Origin of the sequence: Pseudomonas sp. D2002, assembly GCF_013385735.1 — a bacterium.
Lineage (GTDB): Bacteria > Pseudomonadota > Gammaproteobacteria > Pseudomonadales > Pseudomonadaceae > Aquipseudomonas.
The window spans coordinates 118,221-139,407 of record NZ_JACAPL010000002.1; the positions used below are offsets into that span (position 1 = coordinate 118,221).

A 21,187-nucleotide genomic window follows, 5' to 3' on the forward strand; every position below is an offset into this window, starting at 1 on the left:
GGGCCGTCAAGCATGCCATTTTTTACGCCGAACGACGTTGCCAATACTCATAAAACGCCAGCGCCGCGACGTTCTTGTCCTTGGCTTCGAGCATGATGTCGAAACGGTCGAGAAACTGCAGGGCGTAATCGTTGGTCCAGCGGTTCCACATGTGTGCGCTGTGGGCGTACAGGTCGCGTTTGGAGACCACCTTCAACAGCGCGTCCATCTCCAGTTTGTGCTCGGCGTCGAAACCCAGCGCTTGCAGGCTTTCCTGGGGCTGGGAGTAATGCATCGTGGGGCGCACGCCGCGCCAGCTGTCAATCACGCGGGCGACCCGTGGCGAATCGGGGTCGATGTACTGGTCTTCGTGGATCCAGCAATGGTGGATGTCCAGCACCACCGGCGCCAGGTCGGCGACTTGCAGGCAATGGTCGAGGCCGTAGGTTTTTTCGTCGTTCTCGAAGGTGATGCAATTGCGCGCCACTTCGGACAAGCGCGACCACACCGCGCGCGTGCCTTCAACGCCCAGGCGGCCAGCAATGTGCACGTTGCACTTGAGGTCCTGGAAGCGTCGACCGTAGCCCATCATGCGAATCATGTCGGCGTGGTATTCGAACTCGGCCACACTGTTTTCCACCACGCCGGGGTTTTCCGAGCCCAGTACGCAGTATTGGCCTGGGTGGAATGACAGGCGAATGTCCGAGGCGCGCGCAAAGTCGCCGATGGCCGCAAAGCCCTCGATCAACTGGCGTTCGATTGCCGGGTCTTTGTACACGTCCGCGACTTTCGGGTGGCTGTAGAACGGCAGCAAGTCACTGCTCAAGCGCAGCATGCGCAAGGTCGGCGGCAGCTCGGCGACGTAGGCCAGCAAGCGCAATTGCGCCGCCAGATTATGCGTGACGATTTCCACCAGCTTGTCGCGGGCCACAGACGGCGCCACGCCTTCGAGCCAACGCAACGTCGTGGTGCGCGGGTTGAACGGGCCTTCAATCAACTTCAAGGCGCTGGCCGAGAGTTGACGGTCGGAATGCTTGTATTGGCAGACGAAGCCGATGCGCGGGTGGGTCATAACACTGCCTGGCGGGGACAAAGGGTTGGATGATACGGCGTTAGGCCCAGGCCTACCCAGTGGGTTCATAATATTTCGACACGAAATACCCTGAACTTTCTGACAAACGCTGCGCTCCTCTCCTATGCGCTGCCCCGACCCCAGGGGCGTTGTACAACAAGGAGCCGCCATCAACATGACTACCCTTCCCGTCTATAGAAGCTCAACGCCGGGGCCGCTGCATGCGACCTTATTGGCAGGCACGGTGCCGCTGTTTCTCGGCGCCCTGCTCAGCGACATCGCCTACACCCAGACCTACCAGATTCAATGGGCCAACTTCGCCTCGTGGCTGATCGCCGGTGCCTTGGTGTTCGCGGGTTTCGCGTTTTTGTTTGCGCTGGTCAATCTGCTGCGCGCCGAGCGTAAAGCAGGTCAACCTGTTGTGTATGTGCTGCTGCTGTTGGCCACCTGGGTACTGGGCCTGATCAATGCCTTCCAGCATGCCAAGGACGCATACGCCGCCATGCCTGCCGGCCTGGTGCTGTCGGTGATCGTCACGGTGTTGACACTCGCCGCCACCTGGACCGGCCTGCGCACCGGAGGTGCCAAATGAAAACGTCCCACACACTGACCCTGCTCAGCACCGCCCTGTTGCTGGCTGCCTGCGGTGGCGAAGGCGACAAGACCCAGGCCCGTGGCCCTGATCCGAAATTGCCGGAACAACAAAGCAGCCTGTTGCCGAGCATGAAAATTGCCGAACCCACGCCCTGGGGCGCGCAAAAACCCAAGGTGCCCGAAGGCTATAGCGTCACCGCCATCGCCACCGATTTGGCGATCCCGCGCCAAACCCTGGTATTGCCCAACGGCGACATCCTGGTTGCCGAAGGCCGTGGCGGCAGCGCGGCCAAGCTCAAGCCCAAGGACGTGATTGCCAGCGTGATCAAGGCCAAGGGCAACACCCAGGTCAAGGGCGGCAACCGCCTGACCCTGCTGCGCGATGCCGACGGTGACGGCACCTACGAACTGAAAACCGTGTTCGCCGACAACCTCAATGCGCCTTACGGCCTGGCGTTCGCCGACGGCAAACTCTACGTCGCCAACCAGGACGCGCTGGTGCGCTTCGACTATGCCGACGGCCAGACCAAGGCCAGCGGCCCACCGACCAAAATCACCGACCTGCCGGCGCAGATCAACCACCACTGGACCAAGTCCCTGGCCGTGAGCGAGGACGGGCGCCAGCTCTACGTGGGCATCGGCTCCAACAGCAACATCACCGAGCGCGGCATGGAAGTGGAAATCGACCGGGCAATGGTCTGGCAGATCGACGCCGCCACGGGCGCACACAAACCCTACGCCACCGGCATTCGCAACCCGACCGCACTGACCATTCAGCCGGGCTCGGGGCAATTGTGGGCGGTGGCCAACGAGCGCGATGAACTCGGCCCGGACCTGGTGCCGGACTACCTGACCTCGGTGCGTGAAGGCGCCTTCTATGGCTGGCCCTACAGCTACTGGGGCCAGAATGTCGACCCGCGCGCGCAACCGCAGAACCCGGCAAAAGTCGCCGAGGCGATCAAGCCGGATTACAGCCTGGGTTCCCACGTCGCGGCGCTGGGCGTGGATTTTTCCATCCCCGCCATGGGTGAAAAATTCGCCGACGGCGCATTCGTCGGCGAGCACGGCAGCTGGAACCGTGACAACCCGGTGGGCTACAAGGTGATCTTCGTGCCGTTCAGTAACGGTAAGCCGTCCGGTGAACCCATCGACTTCGCCACTGGCTTTCGCGGCGATGACGGCAAGACCCGTGGACGGCCGGTGGGCGTGACGGTGGACCCGAAAGGTGCGCTGATTATCGCCGATGACCTGGCCAACACCATTTGGCGGGTGACGCGTAACCGCTGAACAAAGTGTTTGACTTGGTTGCCTAAAGCAACAATATAATTGCTTCAGGCAACCAAGCGAGCATCGTCATGTCTACGACCCTTGTCGAACGCGCCGCGACCATTCGCGGTTTCAACCGTTTCTACACGCACCAGATCGGTGTGCTGCAGGAACACCTGCTGCAAAGCGACTTCTCCCTCACCGAAATCCGTGTGATGTACGAACTCTCCTCGCGTGGCGACCTGACCAGCGCCGACCTGTGCCAGATGCTCGGCCTCGATGCGGGTTACCTGAGCCGGCTGATCAGCGGGTTTGAAAAGAAAGGCTTGATCCAGAAAGTTCGCTCCGTCACCGATGCGCGCGCCGTGCAATTGCACCTCAGCGACGTCGGCCACGCCGTGCTCGCACCGCTGGAAAACCAGACCCAACAGGAAGTCATTGCCTTGCTGGAGGCCCTGCCCGAGTCGCAGCAACAGCAATTGACGGCCGCCATGCAGCGTATCCAGACACTGTTGCAAGGCCGCACGCCGAGTTACTTGCTGCGCGACCCGCAACCGGGCGATATGGGCCTGGTGGTGCAGCAGCAATCGGCGCTGTATGCCCGCGAGTACAACTGGAACTGGGAGTTTGAAGCGCTGGTGTCGGAGATTGTCGCCAAGTACCTGCGCGAGTTTGACCCCGTCAGCGAGCGTTGCTGGATCGCGGAAAAAGACGGCGAAGTGGTGGGTTCGGTGTTCGTGGTGCGCCATGACGAAACCACGGCGAAGCTGCGCATGCTGTATGTGGACGCCAGTGCGCGCGGCATGGGCATCGGCCAGCGCCTGGTGGACGAATGCCTGCGCTTTGCACGCAATGCAGGGTACAAAAGTATGTTGCTGTGGACGGTGGACGCGCTGACCGACGCGCGCAGGCTGTATCAGAAGGCCGGGTTCAACCTGGTTGATGAAGAGGCCACGGTCAGTTTCGGCAAATCGCTGGTGAGTGAAACCTGGGCGCGTGAGTTGTAAGGCATGCAACAAAACCATTCAGTTCAGCGCAAATCCACTGTGGGAGCGGGCTTGCTCGCGAAGGCGGAGTGTCAGTCGACTTATGCGTGTCTGACACTCCGCTTTCGCGAGCAAGCCCGCTCCCACATTAGATCTTCGCAGCTTTGAGGTTTGTGTCCGTTTTACAGATCAGTGATTTCCTTATGACGCGGCACCAGCGCCTTCATCACGCTCCACGCCACCAGGTAAGCCAGGGCACAGATTGCGAACATGATCATGTAGCCGGTGTGGATGTCGTTGATGGACTTGTAGTAGTCGAACACCCAACCGCCAATCTTGGTCATCACCACACCACCCAAGCCGCCGGCCATGCCGCCGATGCCGACCACCGAGGCCACGGTTTTTTGCGGGAACATGTCGGAAACGGTGGTAAAGATATTGCACGACCATGCCTGATGCGCCGAGGCACCCACGCCGATCAACAGCACCGGCACCCAGAAGCTCAGGTAGCCGAAAGGCTGGGCCAGCAACACCACCAGCGGGAACAGCGCGATCACCAGCATGGCTTTCATGCGGCCGTCATACGGTGCGTCGCCGCGGGCCATGAAGTAGCTGGGGAACCAGCCGCCGCCAATACTGCCGACCATGGTCATGCTGTAGAGCACGGCCAGCGGCATCACGATATCGGCGCCTTTCATGCCGTATTGCGCTGACAAGTAGGTGGGCAGCCAGAACAGGAAGAACCACCACACGCCGTCGGTCATGAACTTGCCGAAGGCAAACGCCCAGGTTTGGCGGTAAGTCAGCAACTTGAACCACGAGACTTTCTTCGGCGTTGTACCAACAGGTTCAGGTGTGAACGGCTGCACGGTCTGGTCGCTGCGGATGTAAGCCAGCTCTGCAGCCGACAGGCGTTTTTGCTGCTCCGGTTTTTCGTAGACCGCCGCCCACACCGCCACCCATACAAAACCCAGCGCGCCGATGACAATAAAGGCGGCTTCCCAGCCCCAAATCCCGGCAATCAACGGCACACAGATCGGCGCCAGGATCGCGCCGACGTTAGCGCCGGAGTTGAAAATACCGGTGGCCAGGGAACGTTCTTTTTTCGGGAAGTATTCGGCGGTGGCCTTGATCGCGATGGGGAAGTTGCCCGCCTCGCCAATCGCCAGCACCGCGCGTGACAGCATGAAACCGGCAATCGATACCGGAATCACCGCCAGGCCGATGGCAGTGCTGACCGCCGCGATGCCCTCGCCCATCGGCACCGCGAACGCGTGCATGATGGCGCCCGAAGACCAGATGCCAATCGCCACCACGTAGGCGGCTTTAGTGCCGATCTTGTCGACAAAGCGTCCGGCAAACAGCATCGAAATCGCATAAACAAACTGGAAGACCGCCGCAATGTTGGCGTAGTCGGTGTTGCTCCAGCCAAATTGCGTCGACAGCTGCGGCGCTAGAAGGCTGAGGACCTGGCGGTCGAGGTAGTTGACGGTGGTGGCGAAGAACAACATCGCGCAGATGGTCCAGCGATAGTTGCCGACGGCCGTGCCGACGCGATGGGCGTTGAGGGGCTCATTCAAATTCATGGCATCACTTTTTATTTTTGTTAGGTAGGACATACGTAACGTCATATGTCGTCGTACAACTATGACTTTTATAGCGGGCTGCCTGTGCGGTGTCAATCTCAAAGATTGCGGTTTATTGAGGTGTAAGGCCGGTATAGATCGGCTCAATCAACGGAAGTTGTAGGATGACAAATCCGTAATACCAGGCTTGGCGCCTGGCCCGGCACATCGTCGAGCACGCCGAAAGGCTGCATGCCGAGCTTTTCCAGCACACGAATCGACGCGGCGTGGTCCGGGCGCACCAACCCGAACACAGCCGGCAACCGCAGCGGTCCGAACGCCTGCGCCAGCGCATCACGGCCAAGCTGCGTGGCGAAGCCCTGACCCCAGGCCTCGACGGCAAAGCGATAACCCAGGTTGATACGGCGCTCGGTCAGGTAATTAAGCGGCGCCACGCCGCCGAAGCCGATGATGCGTTCAGGCTGCTCGCTGCGGGCAACCGCCCACCAGCCGTAGCCTTGAGTGGCCCATTGTTCGCGCCAGTGGTCGAGCAAGCGTTGGGCGTCGGCCAGGCTGGCCATCGGGCCGTTGGGATTGAACAGGTTAGTCTGCGGGTCGCCGAAGATCGCGAACAATCGCTGCACGTCACTGGCTTCGGGCTTGCGGTAGGTCAGGCGTGAGGCGGCGGCTGGCATTCGGATATTTCCCTCGTAAAGCCACGAAGTTCAATGCATCTGCAAAAAAACGCAAATAGTGGTGAATTATTTGATGTCCTCTTGTATCTGAACTGACAGAGCGGTGCCATCGCAACGATGGCACCTCCCCTGTTCTGTTTTAGAGTGGCCCGCATGAAAATACGTAAGAAAAGCGTCAAACCCATCGGTTTGAAAGACATCACCATCGTCGACGATACCAAGGTGCGCAAGGCAATCACCGCCGCTGCCCTGGGTAACGCCATGGAATGGTTCGACTTCGGCGTCTACGGGTTCGTCGCCTATGTGCTCGGTAAGGTGTTCTTCCCCGACGCCTCGCCCAGCGTACAAATGATCGCTGCCCTGGGTACGTTCTCCGTGCCGTTCCTGATTCGGCCGTTGGGCGGCCTGTTCTTCGGCGCCCTGGGCGACAAATACGGGCGGCAGAAGGTCCTTGCCGCCACCATTGTGATCATGTCCCTGAGCACCTTCGCCATCGGCCTGATTCCCGGCTATGCCTCGATTGGCATCTGGGCGCCGATCCTGCTGTTGCTGTGCAAAATGGCCCAAGGCTTCTCGGTGGGCGGTGAATACACCGGCGCCTCGATCTTCGTCGCCGAATATGCGCCGGACCGCAAACGCGGGTTCCTCGGCAGCTGGCTGGACTTCGGCTCCATCGCCGGCTTCGTGCTCGGCGCGGGTGTGGTGGTGCTGATCTCAACGATACTGGGTGAAGCCGATTTCGAGGCGTGGGGCTGGCGCCTGCCGTTCTTCCTCGCCCTGCCCCTGGGCATCATCGGCCTTTATCTGCGTCACGCGCTGGAAGAAACCCCAGCCTTCCAGCAGCACATGGACAAACTCGAACAAGGCGACCGCCAGGGCCTGACCCATGGCCCCAAAGTGTCGTTCAAGGAAGTCGCCACCAAGCACTGGCGCAGCCTGCTGACCTGCATCGGCATCGTCGCGGCCACCAACGTGACGTACTACATGCTGCTCACGTATATGCCGAGCTACCTGTCGCATAACCTGCATTACAAAGAAAACAGCGGCGTGCTGATCATCATCGCGATCATGGTCGGCATGCTGTTCGTGCAGCCATTCATTGGCTTTGTCAGCGACAAGATCGGCCGCAAGCCCTTCATCATCGCTGGCAGCGTCGGTCTGCTGTTTCTGTCGATCCCGGCGTTCATGCTGATCACCAGCGGCAAGATCGGCCTGATCTTCGCAGGCTTGCTGATTCTTGCCGTGGTCCTCAACTTCTTTATCGGCGTAATGGCCTCGACACTGCCGGCGATGTTCCCCACGCACTTGCGCTACAGCGCGCTGGCCAGCGCGTTCAACGTCTCGGTATTGATCGCCGGCCTCACCCCAACCGCCGTGGCCTGGCTGGTGGAAAGCACCAACAACCTGTACATGCCCGCCTACTACTTGATGGTGTTTGCCGTGGTCGGCCTGGTCACCGGCCTGACCATGAAGGAAACTGCCAACAAGCCCCTGCGCGGCGCGGCCCCGGCCGCTTCGGACATGGAAGAAGCCAAGGAAATCCTGCAAGAGCACCACGACAATATCGAGCAGAAGATCGAAGACATCGACGCCGAAATTGCCGCGCTCGAAGCCAAGCGCCAGAACCTGGTGCAACAGCATCCACGCATTAACTAACACCTGACCCTGCGTGGTGGGCCCCAGGCCGCCACGCCATTGGAGTGCTCAAGCATGCTTCCAAGCGTCACCGCAGCCCATTCGTTACTCAGCGCCGATGAGCGCGCTGCCATCGCCGAAATCGAAGCCACTACCAGCGTCCTGCAACTGGTCACCCGCCTGACCGGCATGCGCTTTGCCGGCATCGCCAAATTCACCGACCTGGAATGGGTGGTGTGCTCCGCGCACGATCCGCTCGACATGGGCATTCATGTCGATGACGTACTCGACCTGGAAACCACCCTGTGCAGTGAGTTCTGCATCAACCCGCAAACCCTGTTTATTCCGCAAATCAGCCAGAACGGCCGCTTCGCCACGCGCCCGGTGGTCAAGCAATACGCCATCGAAAGCTACGCCGGCGCGCCGATCTTCCTGCCCGATGGCCGCCTGTTCGGCGCGCTGTGTGCGCTGGATTCGCGGGCGATGTTGTTTGACGACCCCAACTTGCCGGAAACCTTGAGCCTGTTTGCGCGGCTGATTGGCTGTATTTTTTTCGCTAACCTGACAACGACTGATCAGTAACGGCCGTTTTCCCTCGCAGCGCAGCAATATCGCGCTTGGGCGGCACACCAAACAGTCGGCTGTACTCCCGACTGAACTGTGAGGGGCTTTCATAGCCCACTTGGAACGCGGCACTGGACACGTCCCGATGCTCGTTCAACATCAAACGTCGCGCCTCGTTCAAGCGCAACCACTTCTGATACTGCAGCGGGCTCATGGCCGTCAGTTGGCGAAAGTGATGGTGAAAAGTGGCCGCGCTCATTTGTACCCGCGCGGCCAATTCATCCACGCGCAGCAGTTCGCCGTAATTCAGTTTCAGCCAATCGATCGCCTTGGCTATTCGATAACCCGGCCCATCAATGGAACAGATCTGGCGCAATCGGCTGGCCTGATCGCTTTGCAACAACCGGTAGTGAATCTCGCGCTGAACCAGCGGAGCCAGTACCGGTATCGCCTCAGGCTCATCCAGTAAGGCAACCAGGCGCGCGAAAGACGCCAGTATCCCATCGGTGACAGTGCCAATACCCACTCCTTTCAGTATCGCCCGCTCACGCGTCGGCGGCGCGCCACTCTGGCCAATCAGTTCGGCGAGGATGCGTAGATCCAATTTGAAGGTCAGGCCCAGGCAGGGTTCCAACGGGCTGGCGGCCAGCACTTGCGAATTGGCCGGGATGTCCAGTGACGTGACCAAAAATCGCGCGGTGTCGTACGAATAGCCATGGCCACCGACCCATAATTGCTTCTCGCCCTGGGCAACCAGGACGATGCTCGGCTCGACCATGCACACCACCGGCGCAGCGGGCTGCTCACGCCGATAAAAGCCCAGGCCCGGGATCGGCATGGGGTAGTCGCCGGGTGCCGCGACCCGCGAGGCAATCGACTGAACCAGCGTTTGCAGAGGCGATTGGGGGATGTGCTGTGTCTTCATGGCGGGCTCTTTCTGTTCTTCACTGGACTTTACCGCGCCAGCCCCTTGGCGTCCCAAGTGAGCACGCACACTCAGAGGATCAGGCAAGTATTCCAGTGGAACACACTACAGAACCTTCGAGCGCACCGGGAAAATGGGCCACCCCACTTCGCCAAGGTTCAACCAATGAAACGCCTATTGCTCGCCCTGGGTTTGCTGGTGACTTCTTTCTCTTCAATAGGAGCCGACATGTCCAACGGTGCTGACAACTTCTACAACAGCGACACAGTGACAATGGAAAAGGTCACCTTCAATAATCAGTATGGGATGCAGGTCGCCGGCAATCTGTTCTTACCCAAGCGTATTGCTGCGGGGTCAAAGAATCCGGCGATAATCGTTGGTCATCCGATGGGCGCCGTAAAAGAACAGAGCGCCAATCTCTACGCCACCAAAATGGCTGAACAGGGCTTTGTGACCCTTTCCCTGGACCTGTCGTTCTGGGGTGAAAGCGCAGGTTTGCCACGCAACGCGGTACTGCCTGACCTCTACGTTGAAGACTTCAGCGCCGCCGTCGACTTCCTCGGCACTCGCCCGCTGGTGGATCGTGAGCGCATTGGCATAATCGGCATTTGCGGCAGCGGTAGTTTCGCCATCGCGGCGGCAAAGATCGACCCTCGACTCAAGGCCATCGCCACCGTCAGCATGTACGATATGGGGGCTGCCAACCGCAACGGCCTCAAGCAGGGTGTCACTCAGGCGCAGCACCAACAACTGTTGCGCCAGGCAGCCAACCAGCGTTATGTGGAATTCCAGGGCGGCAACACCGTCTACACCGGCGGCACCCCGCACACCCTCACTGGCGATGCGGTGGGCGACGAGTTCTACGATTTCTACCGTACCCCGCGCGGAGCATTCACCTCGGCCAGTGCTTCGCCGCAAAACACCACACGGCCCACGCTCACCAGCAATGTGAAGTTCATGAACTTCTACCCGTTCAACGACATCGAGACGATCTCCCCGCGCCCTCTGTTGCTGATTGCCGGGGCCGATGCGCACTCCCGCGAATTCAGCGAAGACGCCTACCAGCGTGCCGCCGAACCCAAGGAACTGGTGATCATCCCGGGTGCAGGCCATGTCGACCTCTACGACCGGGTGAACCTGATCCCGTTCGCCAAGCTCGCCACCTTCTTCAAAAGCAGCTTGAAGTAATGTCCCAAAACGCTCTCACGCCCCACTGGGGCGCGGTACTCGCCATGTCCCTCGCGGCGTTCGCCCTCGTGGCGTCTGAATTCATGCCCGTGAGCCTGTTGACGCCGTTGGCGGCCGACCTGCACATCTCTGAAGGCCAGGCCGGCCAAGGCATTTCAGTGTCTGGGCTGTTCGCCTTGCTGACCAGCCTGGCCATTGCCGCAGTGGCCGCGCGGGTGGATCGCAAGGGTTTGTTGTTGGCGCTGACTGTGCTGATGATCCTGTCCGGAACGGTGGTGGCGCTGGCGCCAAACTACCTGGCGTTCATGCTCGGCCGTGCGTTGATCGGCGTGGCGATTGGCGGCTTCTGGTCGCTGTCCGCCGCTACCGCGATGCGCTTGGTGCCCGCTGCGCAAGTGCCGCGTGCCTTAGCGCTCGTCAATGGCGGGAACGCGCTGGCGACGGTGATTGCAGCACCGTTGGGTAGCTTCCTCGGCGGACTGATCGGTTGGCGTGGCGCGTTCTTCTGCGTTGTGCCGGTGGCGATTGTGGCCAGCGTGTGGCTGCTGATAAGCCTGCCTTCGATCAAGGCGGACGCTGCAGCCAAGACCGGCAACGTATTTCGCCTGATGAAGAGCACGCCCGTGGCCTTGGGCATGGCGGCCGCCAGTGTGTTCTTCATGGGGCAGTTCATGCTGTTCACTTACCTGCGCCCATTCTTGGAGAACGTGACCCAAGTCAGTGTGCCCACGCTTTCACTCATGTTGTTGGTGCTGGGGTTGACTGGGCTTGCGGGGACGTTCCTGATTGAGCGCGTGCTGAAAAACAGCCTGTACTTCACGTTGATGACTATCCCACTGGTAATGGCGGTGATCGCCCTGGGGCTGGTTGCAGGGGGGCGCTCGCCAACCGCTACCACCGTTTTGCTGGGCCTGTGGGGGCTGATTGCCACGGCCGCGCCAGTGGCTTGGTGGACGTGGTTGTCGAGGGTGCTGCCGAACGATGCCGAGGCAGGCGGCGGACTGATGGTCGCTATCATCCAATTGGCAATCGCCTCCGGTGCCACACTCGGCGGCGTGGTGTTCGACCTGAGCGGCTACCGGGCGACCTTTGAACTCAGCGCGGCATTGCTGGGCGTCGCCAGTCTGTTGGCGTACCAGACCTCACGGTGCTCTACAGCCGCACACAAGGCCATCCGAACTACCTGAAAAACTGACTCGGCGTCTTGCCAAACTGCTTCTTGAACATGCTGGTAAAGGCGCTCGGGCTTTCATAGCCCAACTCGATGGCCACATCGATAATCTTCTCCCCTACCGCGATGCGCTCCAGCGCCAACAGCAAGCGCGCCTGTTGGCGCCACTGGCCGAAGGTCAGGCCGGTTTCCTTGCGGAACAGGCGCTGGATGGTTTTCTGGTCCAGGGCCAGCCGTTCACTCCAATCCGCCACCGTTGATGCATCCCCCGGCTCGTGTTGCAGCGCCTGGCAAATACGGTTGATGCGCAGGTCCGCAGGCTGGGGCAGCGACAGCGGCAATGCGGGCAGAATCGCCAGCTCATCGAGGATCAGGTGCATGATCCGCGCATCACGCGAATCCTCGGCGTACGGCGGTTTCAAGCTGACCGAAGCCTTGATCAACTCGCTCAGCAGCGGCGAGACGCTGACGGTCTTGGGCTCGGTGGGCAGGTTGGGAAAGCGCTCCGGGCGCACAAACACACTGCGCATTTTGAGCGTGCCGACGCAGCGCAGCGAATGCACTTGACCGCAGGGCATCCAGAAGCCGCGATTGGGCGGCACCGTCCATTGGTTCAGCGCCGAGTACACCACCATCACGCCTTCAACCGCATACAACAGTTGATGCTTCTCGTGGCTGTGCTCGGGGATCACCCAATTTTCGGGATAATCGGTCGCGGAACTGATCACAGACCAGTCGCCTTCGTCGATCTCCCGCAGAAATACATCCAGTGGTTTGATGATTTCGCCCTTTTTGCAACAGTTGGCGCCCGAATTTCGCGAGACAGGCATTTGCAGCAAATCTAGCATAAACACCGCAACATTTAGAAACGGACGGCGAGCTTAAGTACTCGCCGCCCCTGTTCGCTGCCCTGTATGGAATGCCTGCATGTCGAGCCTGACCGCGTCACCTGCCGCTGCAACCGCCACACCGCAAATAAGCCCCTTGGTCATGCGCGTCCTCGGCGCCTGCGCCCTGGCGCACATGATCAATGACCTGATCCAGGCCGTGCTGCCGTCGGTGTACCCGATGCTCAAGGCCAACTACGGGCTGAGCTTCACCCAGGTCGGCCTGATCACCCTGACCTTCCAACTGACCGCGTCCCTGCTGCAACCCTGGATCGGTTACCACACCGACCGCCATCCCAAGCCGTGGCTGCTGCCGGCCGGCATGGTGTGCACCTTGATCGGCATTCTGATGCTGGCGTTTGTCGGCAGCTTCCCGGCGATCCTGCTGGCGGCGGCGCTGGTCGGCGTTGGCTCGTCGACCTTCCACCCGGAAACCTCGCGCGTGGCGCGCCTGGCCTCCGGCGGCCGCTACGGCCTGGCGCAATCGACGTTCCAGGTCGGCGGCAACACCGGCAGCGCCTTCGGCCCGTTGCTGGCGGCGGCGATCATCATTCCCTACGGCCAAACCCATATCGCCTGGTTCGGGCTGTTCGCCGTGTTCGCCATTTTGGTGCTGTACGGCCTGAGCCGCTGGTATCGCAACCACCTCAACCTGTTCAAGCTCAAGCAAGGCGGCAAGGCCACCCACGGTTTGTCCAAAGGCCGCGTGACGTTTGCCCTGGTGGTGCTGGCGCTGCTGGTGTTTACCAAATACTTCTACATGACCAGCCTGACCAGCTACTTCACCTTCTACCTGATCGAGAAATTCCACCTGTCGGTGGCCAGCTCGCAGATGTACCTGTTCCTGTTCCTCGGTGCGGTGGCCGTCGGCACCTTCGCCGGTGGCCCGATCGGCGACAAGATCGGCCGCAAGAAAGTCATCTGGTTCTCGATCCTCGGCGCTGCGCCGTTCACCCTGGCCCTGCCCTACGTCGACCTGTTCTGGACCGCCGTGCTCAGTGTGGTGATCGGCTTCGTCATCGCCTCGGCCTTCTCGGCCATCGTGGTGTTCGCCCAGGAACTGGTGCCGGGCAATGTGGGGATGATCGCCGGCATCTTCTTCGGCCTGATGTTCGGTTTCAGTGGCATTGGTGCCGCACTACTGGGCTTGCTCGCCGACAACCATGGCATCGAGTACGTCTACAAGATCTGCTCGTTCCTGCCGCTGGCGGGCATCCTCACGATCTTGCTGCCTTCGACTAAAGGCGTCTGACCCGCCGATCATCGGCTGGCCGTGTGCTACTACACGGAATGCTCTGAAAAACCTGCGTGTGCGCTTACAATCCCGACTTAAAGCGCACACCCAGGCAGACCCGGCACGACATGACGCTCGACCCTCCTACGATTTTGACCCTGAGCATTGCGCTCGCCGCGGCCGCGGCCCTGTACCTGGCCGTTGAGTGGCGCAGCGTGCGCGAGCCGTCGCTGCTGTTCTGGGCCGCAGGCTTTGCGACCATCAGCCTCGGTTCCACCCTGGCGTTGCTGCGCGGCAGCGGCCTGTTGATGATCGGAATCTGGTTCGCCAACGGCCTGCTGGTGACCGCACACTTCCTGTTTTTACTCGGCGTGGCACGCTTTACCCAGGTGCGCCTGTCGCGGCTTTGGCTGCTGTTGCTGATCATCTGGCTCGGCATGCTCGCATTGCCAACCGACCTGTCGTGGTCCAAAGCCATGCTGGCCGTGCAGTCGCTGCTGGTGGCGCTGCCGACCCTGCGCGCCAGCTTCCTGCTGCGCCCCCACGGCAAATCCTTGAGCATCGGCGCGGTGCAGTTGCGCTATGTGTTGCTGCTGCACGGCGCCTTTTACGTGGCCAAGGCGCTGTCGGTGGTGATCCCCGGCACGCTGATCGACCTCGCCGCGTTCAAGGGCGAGATTATCCAGGTCTCGTTGGTGGAAGGTGCGATGGCGATCATGCTGATCGCCTTGTCGATGACCGGCTCGGAACGCTATCGGCGTGAACAACAAATCGCCCGCCTGGCGGCCCGCGACCCATTGACCGCGTTGTACAACCGTCGTGCCCTCGATTTACGCGCGCCGCAGCTGTTGGCCCAGGTATCGCCGGCACAACCGGGCGCCTTGCTATTGATCGACATCGACAATTTCAAACTGGTCAACGACCTCTACGGCCATACCGCCGGCGACCGCTTGCTGATCGCATTGAGCGAGATGATCCGCGCGGTGGTGCCCAGAGGTGCATTGGCGGCACGCCTGGGAGGGGATGAATTTGTGATCCTGCTGAACAAGGCTTCGACGCAGCAAATCGTTGAACTGGGCAGTCGTTTGCGTGAGCAGTTCCAGCAAACGACATCTGCGACTTTCACCACCCCGGCGCCGGTGACCTTGAGCATCGGTGCAAACCTGTTCGACCAACCACCGGAGAACCTCACGGCATTGATCGAACAGGGCGACACCGCGCTCTACGAGACCAAGCGCGGCGGGCGTGACAGCATACGGCTGGTGGATCGAACGAGTGCTCGCTCGTACAGCTAGGGTTGTTTGGTTCTAAAAGAAGGTGAAAACTCGCCTCAAAAGGCCGCCTCGAGCGTACATACTTTGCGTAATTAGACTGCGGTGCGATTGAAGCGAGTCCTACAGAAAACTGGAACTAAATCGTCAATACAACCACACATTTCATGCTCGTCGGCAGTGACGGCAGCCCCCTTACCCTAAAGAGGCTAAAGCATGAACATTTCAAACTCTGCGCCTTATAACCCCGCCTATTCGGCCGATTTTGGTCATGCCCCGGCGAGCACTGAAACGACGAGTGCCGCTCACGTCACCCGAACCAAACGCGGCGTGGCCGATACGCAAAAACTATGGCCACAGAACGGCACACTGACTATCGCGTTTATGGACACCACGCCGTCAAAGCAACAGTTTATAAAAAAGTATATCAAGGACACTTATTCACCACTGATTAATCTGACACTGAAATTCGTTGAAGGCACTGAAGCCGATATCCGCATCTCCATGAGTAAGACGTTAAACGGAAACTGGTCAATGGTAGGCACTGATGCCAAAAAAATTCCTGCCGACCAGCCAACCATGCATTTCGACTTCAACAGCACTAAAGACAGTGCAAAAAGAAATATAATCCATGAATTTGGACATGCACTGGGATTGTTACATGAACACCAGCATCCGGACAGATCATTTGAGTTCAATATTGCAAAAACGTATAGAATTTACAAAAAACATGCACAGTGGAGCCAGACAGAAACTTATGAAAATATTTTAAAAAAACTTAAACCTGCCGACATAACCCACTCACACTATGATCAAAAATCAATCATGCACTACGGACTGAGCAAAGACGTTCTGTGGAAACATGAAGACATCAATATTAGCTTTAAACCTTCCGATGAAGACCGTGCCTTCTGGAAGTCGCTCTACCCGCCTAAAATCGTCGAAAAGGCACCACAACCCACTGAAAACGAAATACTTTTTCAAAATTTTTTAAAGTTTGGCTTCCACCACTGATCGGGAGGCGAAACCTCGCACATGCGGGTAGGCGCGCGAATGCGAACTCGCCCGTCACAGGGAACGCAGGTTTCGATGTGATTCGTAACAACTGGCACACCTCCTGCTTATAGAGGCAGCTGGTCATTCATCTCGGCCCCTATTCGCGACGATGTAAAGCAACGGCAGCAGATGCCAAGAAGAGCGAAAAACCATGATAGTTAAATCTCCCCCGACTTATCATTCCGCCGTTTCAATTGATCCGCTGTCCGCTGAAGCGTCCACTGCGGCGTCGACCGTTAGAAATAAACGTGGCGTCGCCAGTAAATTGAATTTATGGCCGCAACACACGACACTGACTATCGCCTTCATGGACACCCCGGCGCACGAACAAGAATTTATAAAAAAAATCATAGAAGACACTTACGGCCCACTGATCAACTTACAGCTAAAATTTGTTGAAGGGTCTAAAGGCGACATCCGCATCTCCACCAGCAAGGCAGAAACGGGAACCTGGTCAGTCATTGGAACTGAAGCGCTAAACATTCCGCCCAATGAGCCGACTATGCATATCGACTACCCTCCCGACACGGGAAATCTTTCAGCGAATATCCTGCATGAATTTGGACATGCACTCGGCCTGCTGCATGAGCATCAACATCCCGATAGAACGCTTGAATTCAATATACGAGAAACTTACAAGCACTTCGAAAACGAATACAATTGGGGCGTCCCCCGCACCTACCACAATATTTTTAAAAAAGCCGATCCTGCCGACGTCATCACGTCACCCTATGATCAACAATCAATCATGCACTACGCCATGAACGATAAACTACTATGGAAGCAACCGTCGACTGGCGCTAATTACGTGCTCAGTGAAAATGACAAAACATTCCTGCCGACGCTTTATCCACACTACAATGGTCGCCCCCGGGAACGACCGCAAACACCGCGTTAATAACTATCCTTTGTGCCAACGGGGCCGGCGCACTGTGTTTCACCGTGCGCGCTCATCTAGCGCTCTCAAATAAAACGCTATAAATAAACGAGGCTAATGTTCAGTCTGCCATTCCTTGGCGGCACACCCATTCACAACGATGTAAAGCAACGGCCCCACCGACACAAACACCGCCGTCAGCAAAAAGTACGGCACCAGCGACCCTACCGACCGCCCTCGCCCGCGCGCATCCCGATACATCCACACACACGCCAGCACCGCCATCAGGTACAGGTCGATGACCACCTGCGCAGTGTCCGGCCGCGACATCAATTCGCGCCCAAACGCCAACAGTGATTGTTCGGCCGTGAGCAGCGTAGCCAAGGTGTACAACGAAAATCCCAGCAAACCGGCCAGGGCGAAATAGGGTCTGCGCATGGTGCCTTCCTTGAAAGGATCGAGGCTCAACATAGTGATAAGGTGGCGCCTCTCGCAATGACCTCGGAGGTCATGATCAGGCCATGGACACCCCTTCAACTGCCGGCCAGCACCTGCGCCAATTGCGTCGACACGCCAAGCTCAGCCAGCTGGACCTGGCATTGATAACCGGTGTTTCCCAGCGCCACCTCAGTTGCCTCGAAACTGGCCGCGCCAAGCCGAGCCCGGGCACCTTGCATAATTTGCTGACGGCGCTGGAAGCCCCGCTGGAGCGGTGCAACCAGGTGTTTCTCGCGGCCGGTTACGCGCCGCGTTACACCGCCACGCCACTGGCCTCCCCGCCCATGGCCGCCATACGTGAAGCCGTCAGCCATGTGCTGCATGCCAATAACCCGGCCCCGGCGATTTTGCTCGGCAGCGAGTGGCAAGTACTGGCCGCCAATGCCAGTACCGGCGTGTTGTTTGAGTTGGTCGGGATTGAGCCGAATGCCGCCGACGGGCTGAACCTGCTGACCACGCTGCTGCAAGCAGGCGGCCTGGGCGACCACCTGATCAACGCCGAGGAGATCCGCGCCGTCGCTTGGCAACGCGCAACCCGTGAGGCGCTGGGCAATCCGGCCTTGGCCCAGTTACTGGCGCGCTTGCCCATGCCGAGCAGCACCGAACTGCCCGATGCAATGCCGCCACTGGTGCTGACGCGCATCCGCTCTACGCGCGGTGAGCTGAGTTTCCTGTCGACCTTCACCACCTTCGGCATGCCCCAGGACATCACCCTCACCTCGCTGCGCATCGAACATCTGATTCCGGCTGACGCGCCCACGTGGCAAGTGATGCGCGCCGCCTATGCGGATTATGCCGCGCTGGTTTTGTGAAATATCTGTACGTAGACTGCCGCCATACCTCCCATTTGAAGGCGGCGAAAAAAACCTGATGCAAGTTACCGAAGTCTCCATTGCCCAACTGCGCGCGGCGCTTGAAAGCGGCCAGACCACTGCCGTAGAACTGGTCCAGGCTTACCTGGCGCGTATCGAAGCCTATGACGGGCCGCAGACCGCGACCGCGCTGAACGCCGTGGTGGTGCGCAACCCGCACGCCCTTGAAGAAGCCCAGGCCTCCGATGCGCGCAGGGCCAAGGGCGAAACCTTGGGGCCATTGGACGGCATTCCTTACACCGCCAAAGACAGTTACCTGGTCAAGGGCCTGACGGCTGCATCCGGCAGCCCGGCCTTTGCCAAGCTGGTCGCGCAGCGCGATGCCTTCACCATTGAACGCTTGCGCGCGGGCGGTGCCATTTGCCTGGGCAAGACCAACATGCCGCCGATGGCTAACGGCGGGATGCAGCGCGGCGTGTATGGCCGCGCAGAAAGCCCGTATAACGCCGACTACCTCACCGCACCCTTTGCCTCCGGCTCGTCCAACGGTGCGGGCACGGCCACGGCGGCCAGCTTCGCCGCCTTTGGCCTGGCCGAAGAAACCTGGTCGAGCGGGCGCGGCCCGGCATCCAACAACGGCTTGTGCGCCTACACGCCATCGCGCGGGGTGATTTCGGTGCGCGGCAACTGGCCGTTGACGCCGACCATGGACGTGGTGGTGCCCTATGCGCGCACCATGGCCGACTTGCTCGAAGTACTCGACGTGGTGGTCGCTGAAGACCCCAACCCGCGCGGCGACCTGTGGCGCCTGCAGCCGTGGGTGCCGATCCCGAGCGTGGCCTCGGTGCGCCCGGCGTCCTACGCTGAATTGGCGGTCAACAGTGCAGCCCTCGCCGGCAAACGCTTCGGCGTACCGCGCATGTACATCAATGCCGACCCCGAGGCCGGCACCAGCGAAAAACCCGGGATCGGTGGGCCGACCGGGCAAAAAATCAACACCCGCGCCAGCGTGATCGACCTGTGGCACGCCGCGCGCCAAGCGCTGGAAGCGGCCGGCGCCGAAGTGATCGAGGTGGACTTCCCACTGGTCTCCAACTGCGAAGGCGACCGCCCTGGCGCGCCGACGGTATTTACCCGTGGCTTGGTCTCCAAGGAATTTTTGCACGACGAATTGTGGGAACTGTCGGCCTGGGCATTCGATGATTTCCTGCGCGCCAATGACGACCCGGCACTGAACCGCCTGGCGGATGTCGACGGGCCGAAAATCTTCCCGCACGACCCCGGCACCCTGCCCAACCGTGAAGACGACCTGGCCGCGGGCATGGACGAATACGTGCGCATGGCCGAGCGCGGCATTACGCCGTGGAACGAAATCAGCACCGTGCCGGATGGTTTGCGCGGCCTGGAGCAAACCCGGCGCATCGACCTGGAAGACTGGATGGACACGCTGGGGCTGGATGCGGTGCTGTTCCCGACCGTGGCCGATGTGGGGCCGGCCGATGCCGATGTCAACGAAGCGTCCGCCGATATTGCCTGGAGCAACGGCGTCTGGGTGGCCAACGGCAACCTCGCGATTCGCCACCTGGGCGTGCCCACCGTCACCGTGCCGATGGGCGTGATGGCCGACATCGGCATGCCGGTGGGGCTGACCTTCGCCGGGCGTGCTTATGACGACTCAGCGCTGCTGCGCTTTGCCGCGGCGTATGAAGCCACCGGCAGCAAACGCCTGATCCCGCCACGTACGCCGCCGTTGGCAGCAGGCTAAACGCCGTTCAATTGTGGGAGCGGGTTTGCTCGCGAAGGCAGTGTGTCAGTCAATATATTGGGTGACTGACCTATCGCTTTCGCGAGCAAGCCCGCTCCCACAGTTTTAACTGCATTTCACCTCAAACCACGGTCAATCTGTGGGAGCTGGCTTGCCTGCGATGGCGGTGGGTCAGCCAGCCTATTTGTCACTGGCAGGCCGCTTTCGCAGGCAAGCCAGCTCCCACAGTTTTAACTGCATTGCACCTCAAACCATGCAGAGCACGGTGAGCAGCGACAGGCTAAATGCGGTTAAAAATGTGGGAGCGGGCTTGCTCGCGAAGAGGACGTGTCAGTCAATACATCGGGGGACTGACCCACCGCTTTCGCGAGCAAGCCAGCTCCCACAGGGTTTACTGCATTTCACATCAAGCCAGGTAGGGCACGGCGATTAGCAGGATGGCGGTGCCGTGGGCCAGGGTTGCCGGCAGCACGCCATAGCGCATGCGCACCAGTGCGCAGGCCAGCCCTTCGATCAGGGTGAACAGCAGCACCGGCCAGCCTAGCTGGGTGACGCTCAACGCCAGGAAAGCATGGCACGCCGCAAACGCCACGCCGCTGATCAACGCCGCACGCAATGGCGTCACCTGTTGCTCCAGGTAGCCCTGCAAGAACCCGCGAAACAGCACCTCTTCCAAGGCATTGGCGCCGTAGGCCAAGACCACCATGCCCGGCAGCCACACCCAATAGCCGTGGATCTCGGTCGCCTCGATACCTTGGTAAACCCGCAGCGGCACGCCGATCAAACAACCCACGAGAAGCCCGACGGCCAGGCCAACGAGCGGGTTGCCGATAGACCAGCGCACCAGCCGCCACAACTCCGGTGCCAGGCGTGCCAGCAGCATGATCAGCAACACCGAGAGCCCGCCCAGTGCCGCCAATACAAACGCATTGGCGCTGAACGCGATCTGCACGTCGCTGCTGAGCGCCCACATTCCCAAGGGCGTCATCGCATCGCGCATCAATACAAAGGCTGCCAGCAGGATCAGGATGCGCATCGCGCCCAACGCCCTGGGCGTTAGCGCGAACCACAGGCCAAACAGCAACAGGCCCGGCGCCACGTGGGCGCTGTAATCAATCAAGACCTCCAGGCCCTGGGTGATCATCGA

Annotated in this window: 20 protein-coding genes; 13 read left to right on the forward strand and 7 right to left on the reverse strand. The window is 60.0% G+C overall.

Features of this window, described 5'->3' with window-relative positions; genetic code table 11:
• Positions 1 to 22 precede the first annotated feature (22 nt).
• Positions 23 to 1,051 (reverse strand): UV damage endonuclease UvsE, encoded by a 1,029-nt coding sequence (locus tag HX783_RS00900; protein WP_177015602.1) that lies wholly within the window; start codon positions 1,049 to 1,051, stop codon positions 23 to 25.
• 175 nt (positions 1,052 to 1,226) lie between these two features.
• Between HX783_RS00900 and HX783_RS00905 the strand changes: the two genes are divergently transcribed.
• The 3 genes from HX783_RS00905 to HX783_RS00915 all read left to right on the forward strand — a co-directional run bounded on the left by HX783_RS00905 (position 1,227) and on the right by HX783_RS00915 (position 3,918).
• On the forward strand, positions 1,227 to 1,643 hold the full coding sequence (locus HX783_RS00905; RefSeq protein WP_162530293.1) for a DUF2231 domain-containing protein: 417 nt from the start codon (positions 1,227 to 1,229) through the stop codon (positions 1,641 to 1,643).
• Positions 1,640 to 2,932, forward strand: a complete 1,293-nt coding sequence (locus HX783_RS00910; RefSeq protein WP_177015603.1) for a sorbosone dehydrogenase family protein — start codon at positions 1,640 to 1,642, stop codon at positions 2,930 to 2,932. The genes HX783_RS00905 and HX783_RS00910 overlap by 4 nt, the downstream gene beginning before the upstream one ends.
• A gap of 68 nt (positions 2,933 to 3,000) precedes the next feature.
• Positions 3,001 to 3,918 (forward strand): helix-turn-helix domain-containing GNAT family N-acetyltransferase, encoded by a 918-nt coding sequence (locus HX783_RS00915; protein ID WP_177015604.1) that lies wholly within the window; start codon positions 3,001 to 3,003, stop codon positions 3,916 to 3,918.
• Positions 3,919 to 4,079: 161 nt separating this feature from the next.
• On the opposite strand, the gene HX783_RS00920 is transcribed toward HX783_RS00915, so the two are convergent.
• Both HX783_RS00920 and HX783_RS00925 read right to left on the reverse strand, forming a co-directional pair.
• Entirely contained in the window at positions 4,080 to 5,483 is a 1,404-nt protein-coding gene (locus HX783_RS00920) for an MFS transporter (protein ID WP_177015605.1), read from the reverse strand.
• Between the two features lie 143 nt (positions 5,484 to 5,626).
• Complete coding sequence (locus HX783_RS00925; protein WP_177015606.1) at positions 5,627 to 6,157, reverse strand: GNAT family N-acetyltransferase; 531 nt, start codon at positions 6,155 to 6,157, stop codon at positions 5,627 to 5,629.
• A 153-nt stretch (positions 6,158 to 6,310) separates the two neighbouring features.
• Here HX783_RS00925 and proP point away from each other — a divergent pair, with 153 nt between their 5' ends.
• Both proP and HX783_RS00935 read left to right on the forward strand, forming a co-directional pair.
• Positions 6,311 to 7,813: a glycine betaine/L-proline transporter ProP gene (proP, locus tag HX783_RS00930; RefSeq protein ID WP_177015607.1), complete on the forward strand. Its 1,503-nt coding sequence runs from the start codon at positions 6,311 to 6,313 to the stop codon at positions 7,811 to 7,813.
• 54 nt (positions 7,814 to 7,867) lie between these two features.
• Positions 7,868 to 8,374 carry a GAF domain-containing protein gene (locus HX783_RS00935; RefSeq protein ID WP_177015608.1) on the forward strand — a complete coding sequence of 169 codons (507 nt, stop codon included), beginning with the start codon at positions 7,868 to 7,870 and terminating at the stop codon, positions 8,372 to 8,374.
• Here the strand turns inward: HX783_RS00935 and HX783_RS00940 are convergent.
• Positions 8,349 to 9,281, reverse strand: coding sequence for an AraC family transcriptional regulator (locus tag HX783_RS00940; protein WP_177015609.1), 933 nt, complete (start codon positions 9,279 to 9,281; stop codon positions 8,349 to 8,351). The genes HX783_RS00935 and HX783_RS00940 overlap by 26 nt on opposite strands.
• A gap of 165 nt (positions 9,282 to 9,446) precedes the next feature.
• Here HX783_RS00940 and HX783_RS00945 point away from each other — a divergent pair, with 165 nt between their 5' ends.
• Complete coding sequence (locus tag HX783_RS00945) at positions 9,447 to 10,469, forward strand: alpha/beta hydrolase (RefSeq protein WP_177015610.1); 1,023 nt, start codon at positions 9,447 to 9,449, stop codon at positions 10,467 to 10,469.
• Positions 10,469 to 11,656: an MFS transporter gene (locus HX783_RS00950; protein ID WP_177015611.1), complete on the forward strand. Its 1,188-nt coding sequence runs from the start codon at positions 10,469 to 10,471 to the stop codon at positions 11,654 to 11,656. Before HX783_RS00945 ends, HX783_RS00950 begins: the two co-directional genes overlap by 1 nt.
• On the opposite strand, the gene HX783_RS00955 is transcribed toward HX783_RS00950, so the two are convergent.
• Complete coding sequence (locus HX783_RS00955) at positions 11,649 to 12,470, reverse strand: helix-turn-helix domain-containing protein (RefSeq protein WP_159956126.1); 822 nt, start codon at positions 12,468 to 12,470, stop codon at positions 11,649 to 11,651. The two genes, HX783_RS00950 and HX783_RS00955, sit on opposite strands and share 8 nt — an antisense overlap.
• A 97-nt stretch (positions 12,471 to 12,567) precedes the next feature.
• Between HX783_RS00955 and HX783_RS00960 the strand changes: the two genes are divergently transcribed.
• The 4 genes from HX783_RS00960 (at position 12,568) to HX783_RS00975 (ending at position 16,986) form a co-directional block, all read left to right on the forward strand.
• Complete coding sequence (locus HX783_RS00960) at positions 12,568 to 13,779, forward strand: MFS transporter (RefSeq protein ID WP_177015612.1); 1,212 nt, start codon at positions 12,568 to 12,570, stop codon at positions 13,777 to 13,779.
• 110 nt (positions 13,780 to 13,889) lie between these two features.
• Entirely contained in the window at positions 13,890 to 15,056 is a 1,167-nt protein-coding gene (locus HX783_RS00965; protein ID WP_177015613.1) for a GGDEF domain-containing protein, read from the forward strand.
• 192 nt (positions 15,057 to 15,248) lie between these two features.
• Entirely contained in the window at positions 15,249 to 16,046 is a 798-nt protein-coding gene (locus HX783_RS00970) for a M12 family metallopeptidase (protein ID WP_177015614.1), read from the forward strand.
• 193 nt (positions 16,047 to 16,239) lie between these two features.
• On the forward strand, positions 16,240 to 16,986 hold the full coding sequence (locus HX783_RS00975) for a M12 family metallopeptidase (RefSeq protein ID WP_177015615.1): 747 nt from the start codon (positions 16,240 to 16,242) through the stop codon (positions 16,984 to 16,986).
• Positions 16,987 to 17,079: 93 nt separating this feature from the next.
• Here HX783_RS00975 and HX783_RS00980 read toward each other — a convergent pair whose 3' ends face one another.
• A complete protein-coding gene (locus HX783_RS00980; protein WP_159956114.1) occupies positions 17,080 to 17,403 on the reverse strand; it encodes a DUF2834 domain-containing protein in 324 nt (107 codons plus the stop codon).
• Between the two features lie 83 nt (positions 17,404 to 17,486).
• On the opposite strand from HX783_RS00980, the gene HX783_RS00985 reads away from it, so the two are divergent.
• Together HX783_RS00985 and HX783_RS00990 are read left to right on the forward strand one after the other, a co-directional pair.
• Positions 17,487 to 18,275, forward strand: coding sequence for a helix-turn-helix domain-containing protein (locus HX783_RS00985; protein ID WP_177015616.1), 789 nt, complete (start codon positions 17,487 to 17,489; stop codon positions 18,273 to 18,275).
• Positions 18,276 to 18,330: 55 nt separating this feature from the next.
• Positions 18,331 to 20,040: an amidase gene (locus HX783_RS00990; protein WP_159961429.1), complete on the forward strand. Its 1,710-nt coding sequence runs from the start codon at positions 18,331 to 18,333 to the stop codon at positions 20,038 to 20,040.
• A 406-nt stretch (positions 20,041 to 20,446) separates the two neighbouring features.
• Here the strand turns inward: HX783_RS00990 and HX783_RS00995 are convergent, their stop codons facing one another.
• Positions 20,447 to 21,184 carry a CPBP family intramembrane glutamic endopeptidase gene (locus tag HX783_RS00995; protein ID WP_177015946.1) on the reverse strand — a complete coding sequence of 246 codons (738 nt, stop codon included), beginning with the start codon at positions 21,182 to 21,184 and terminating at the stop codon, positions 20,447 to 20,449.
• Positions 21,185 to 21,187 lie beyond the last annotated feature (3 nt).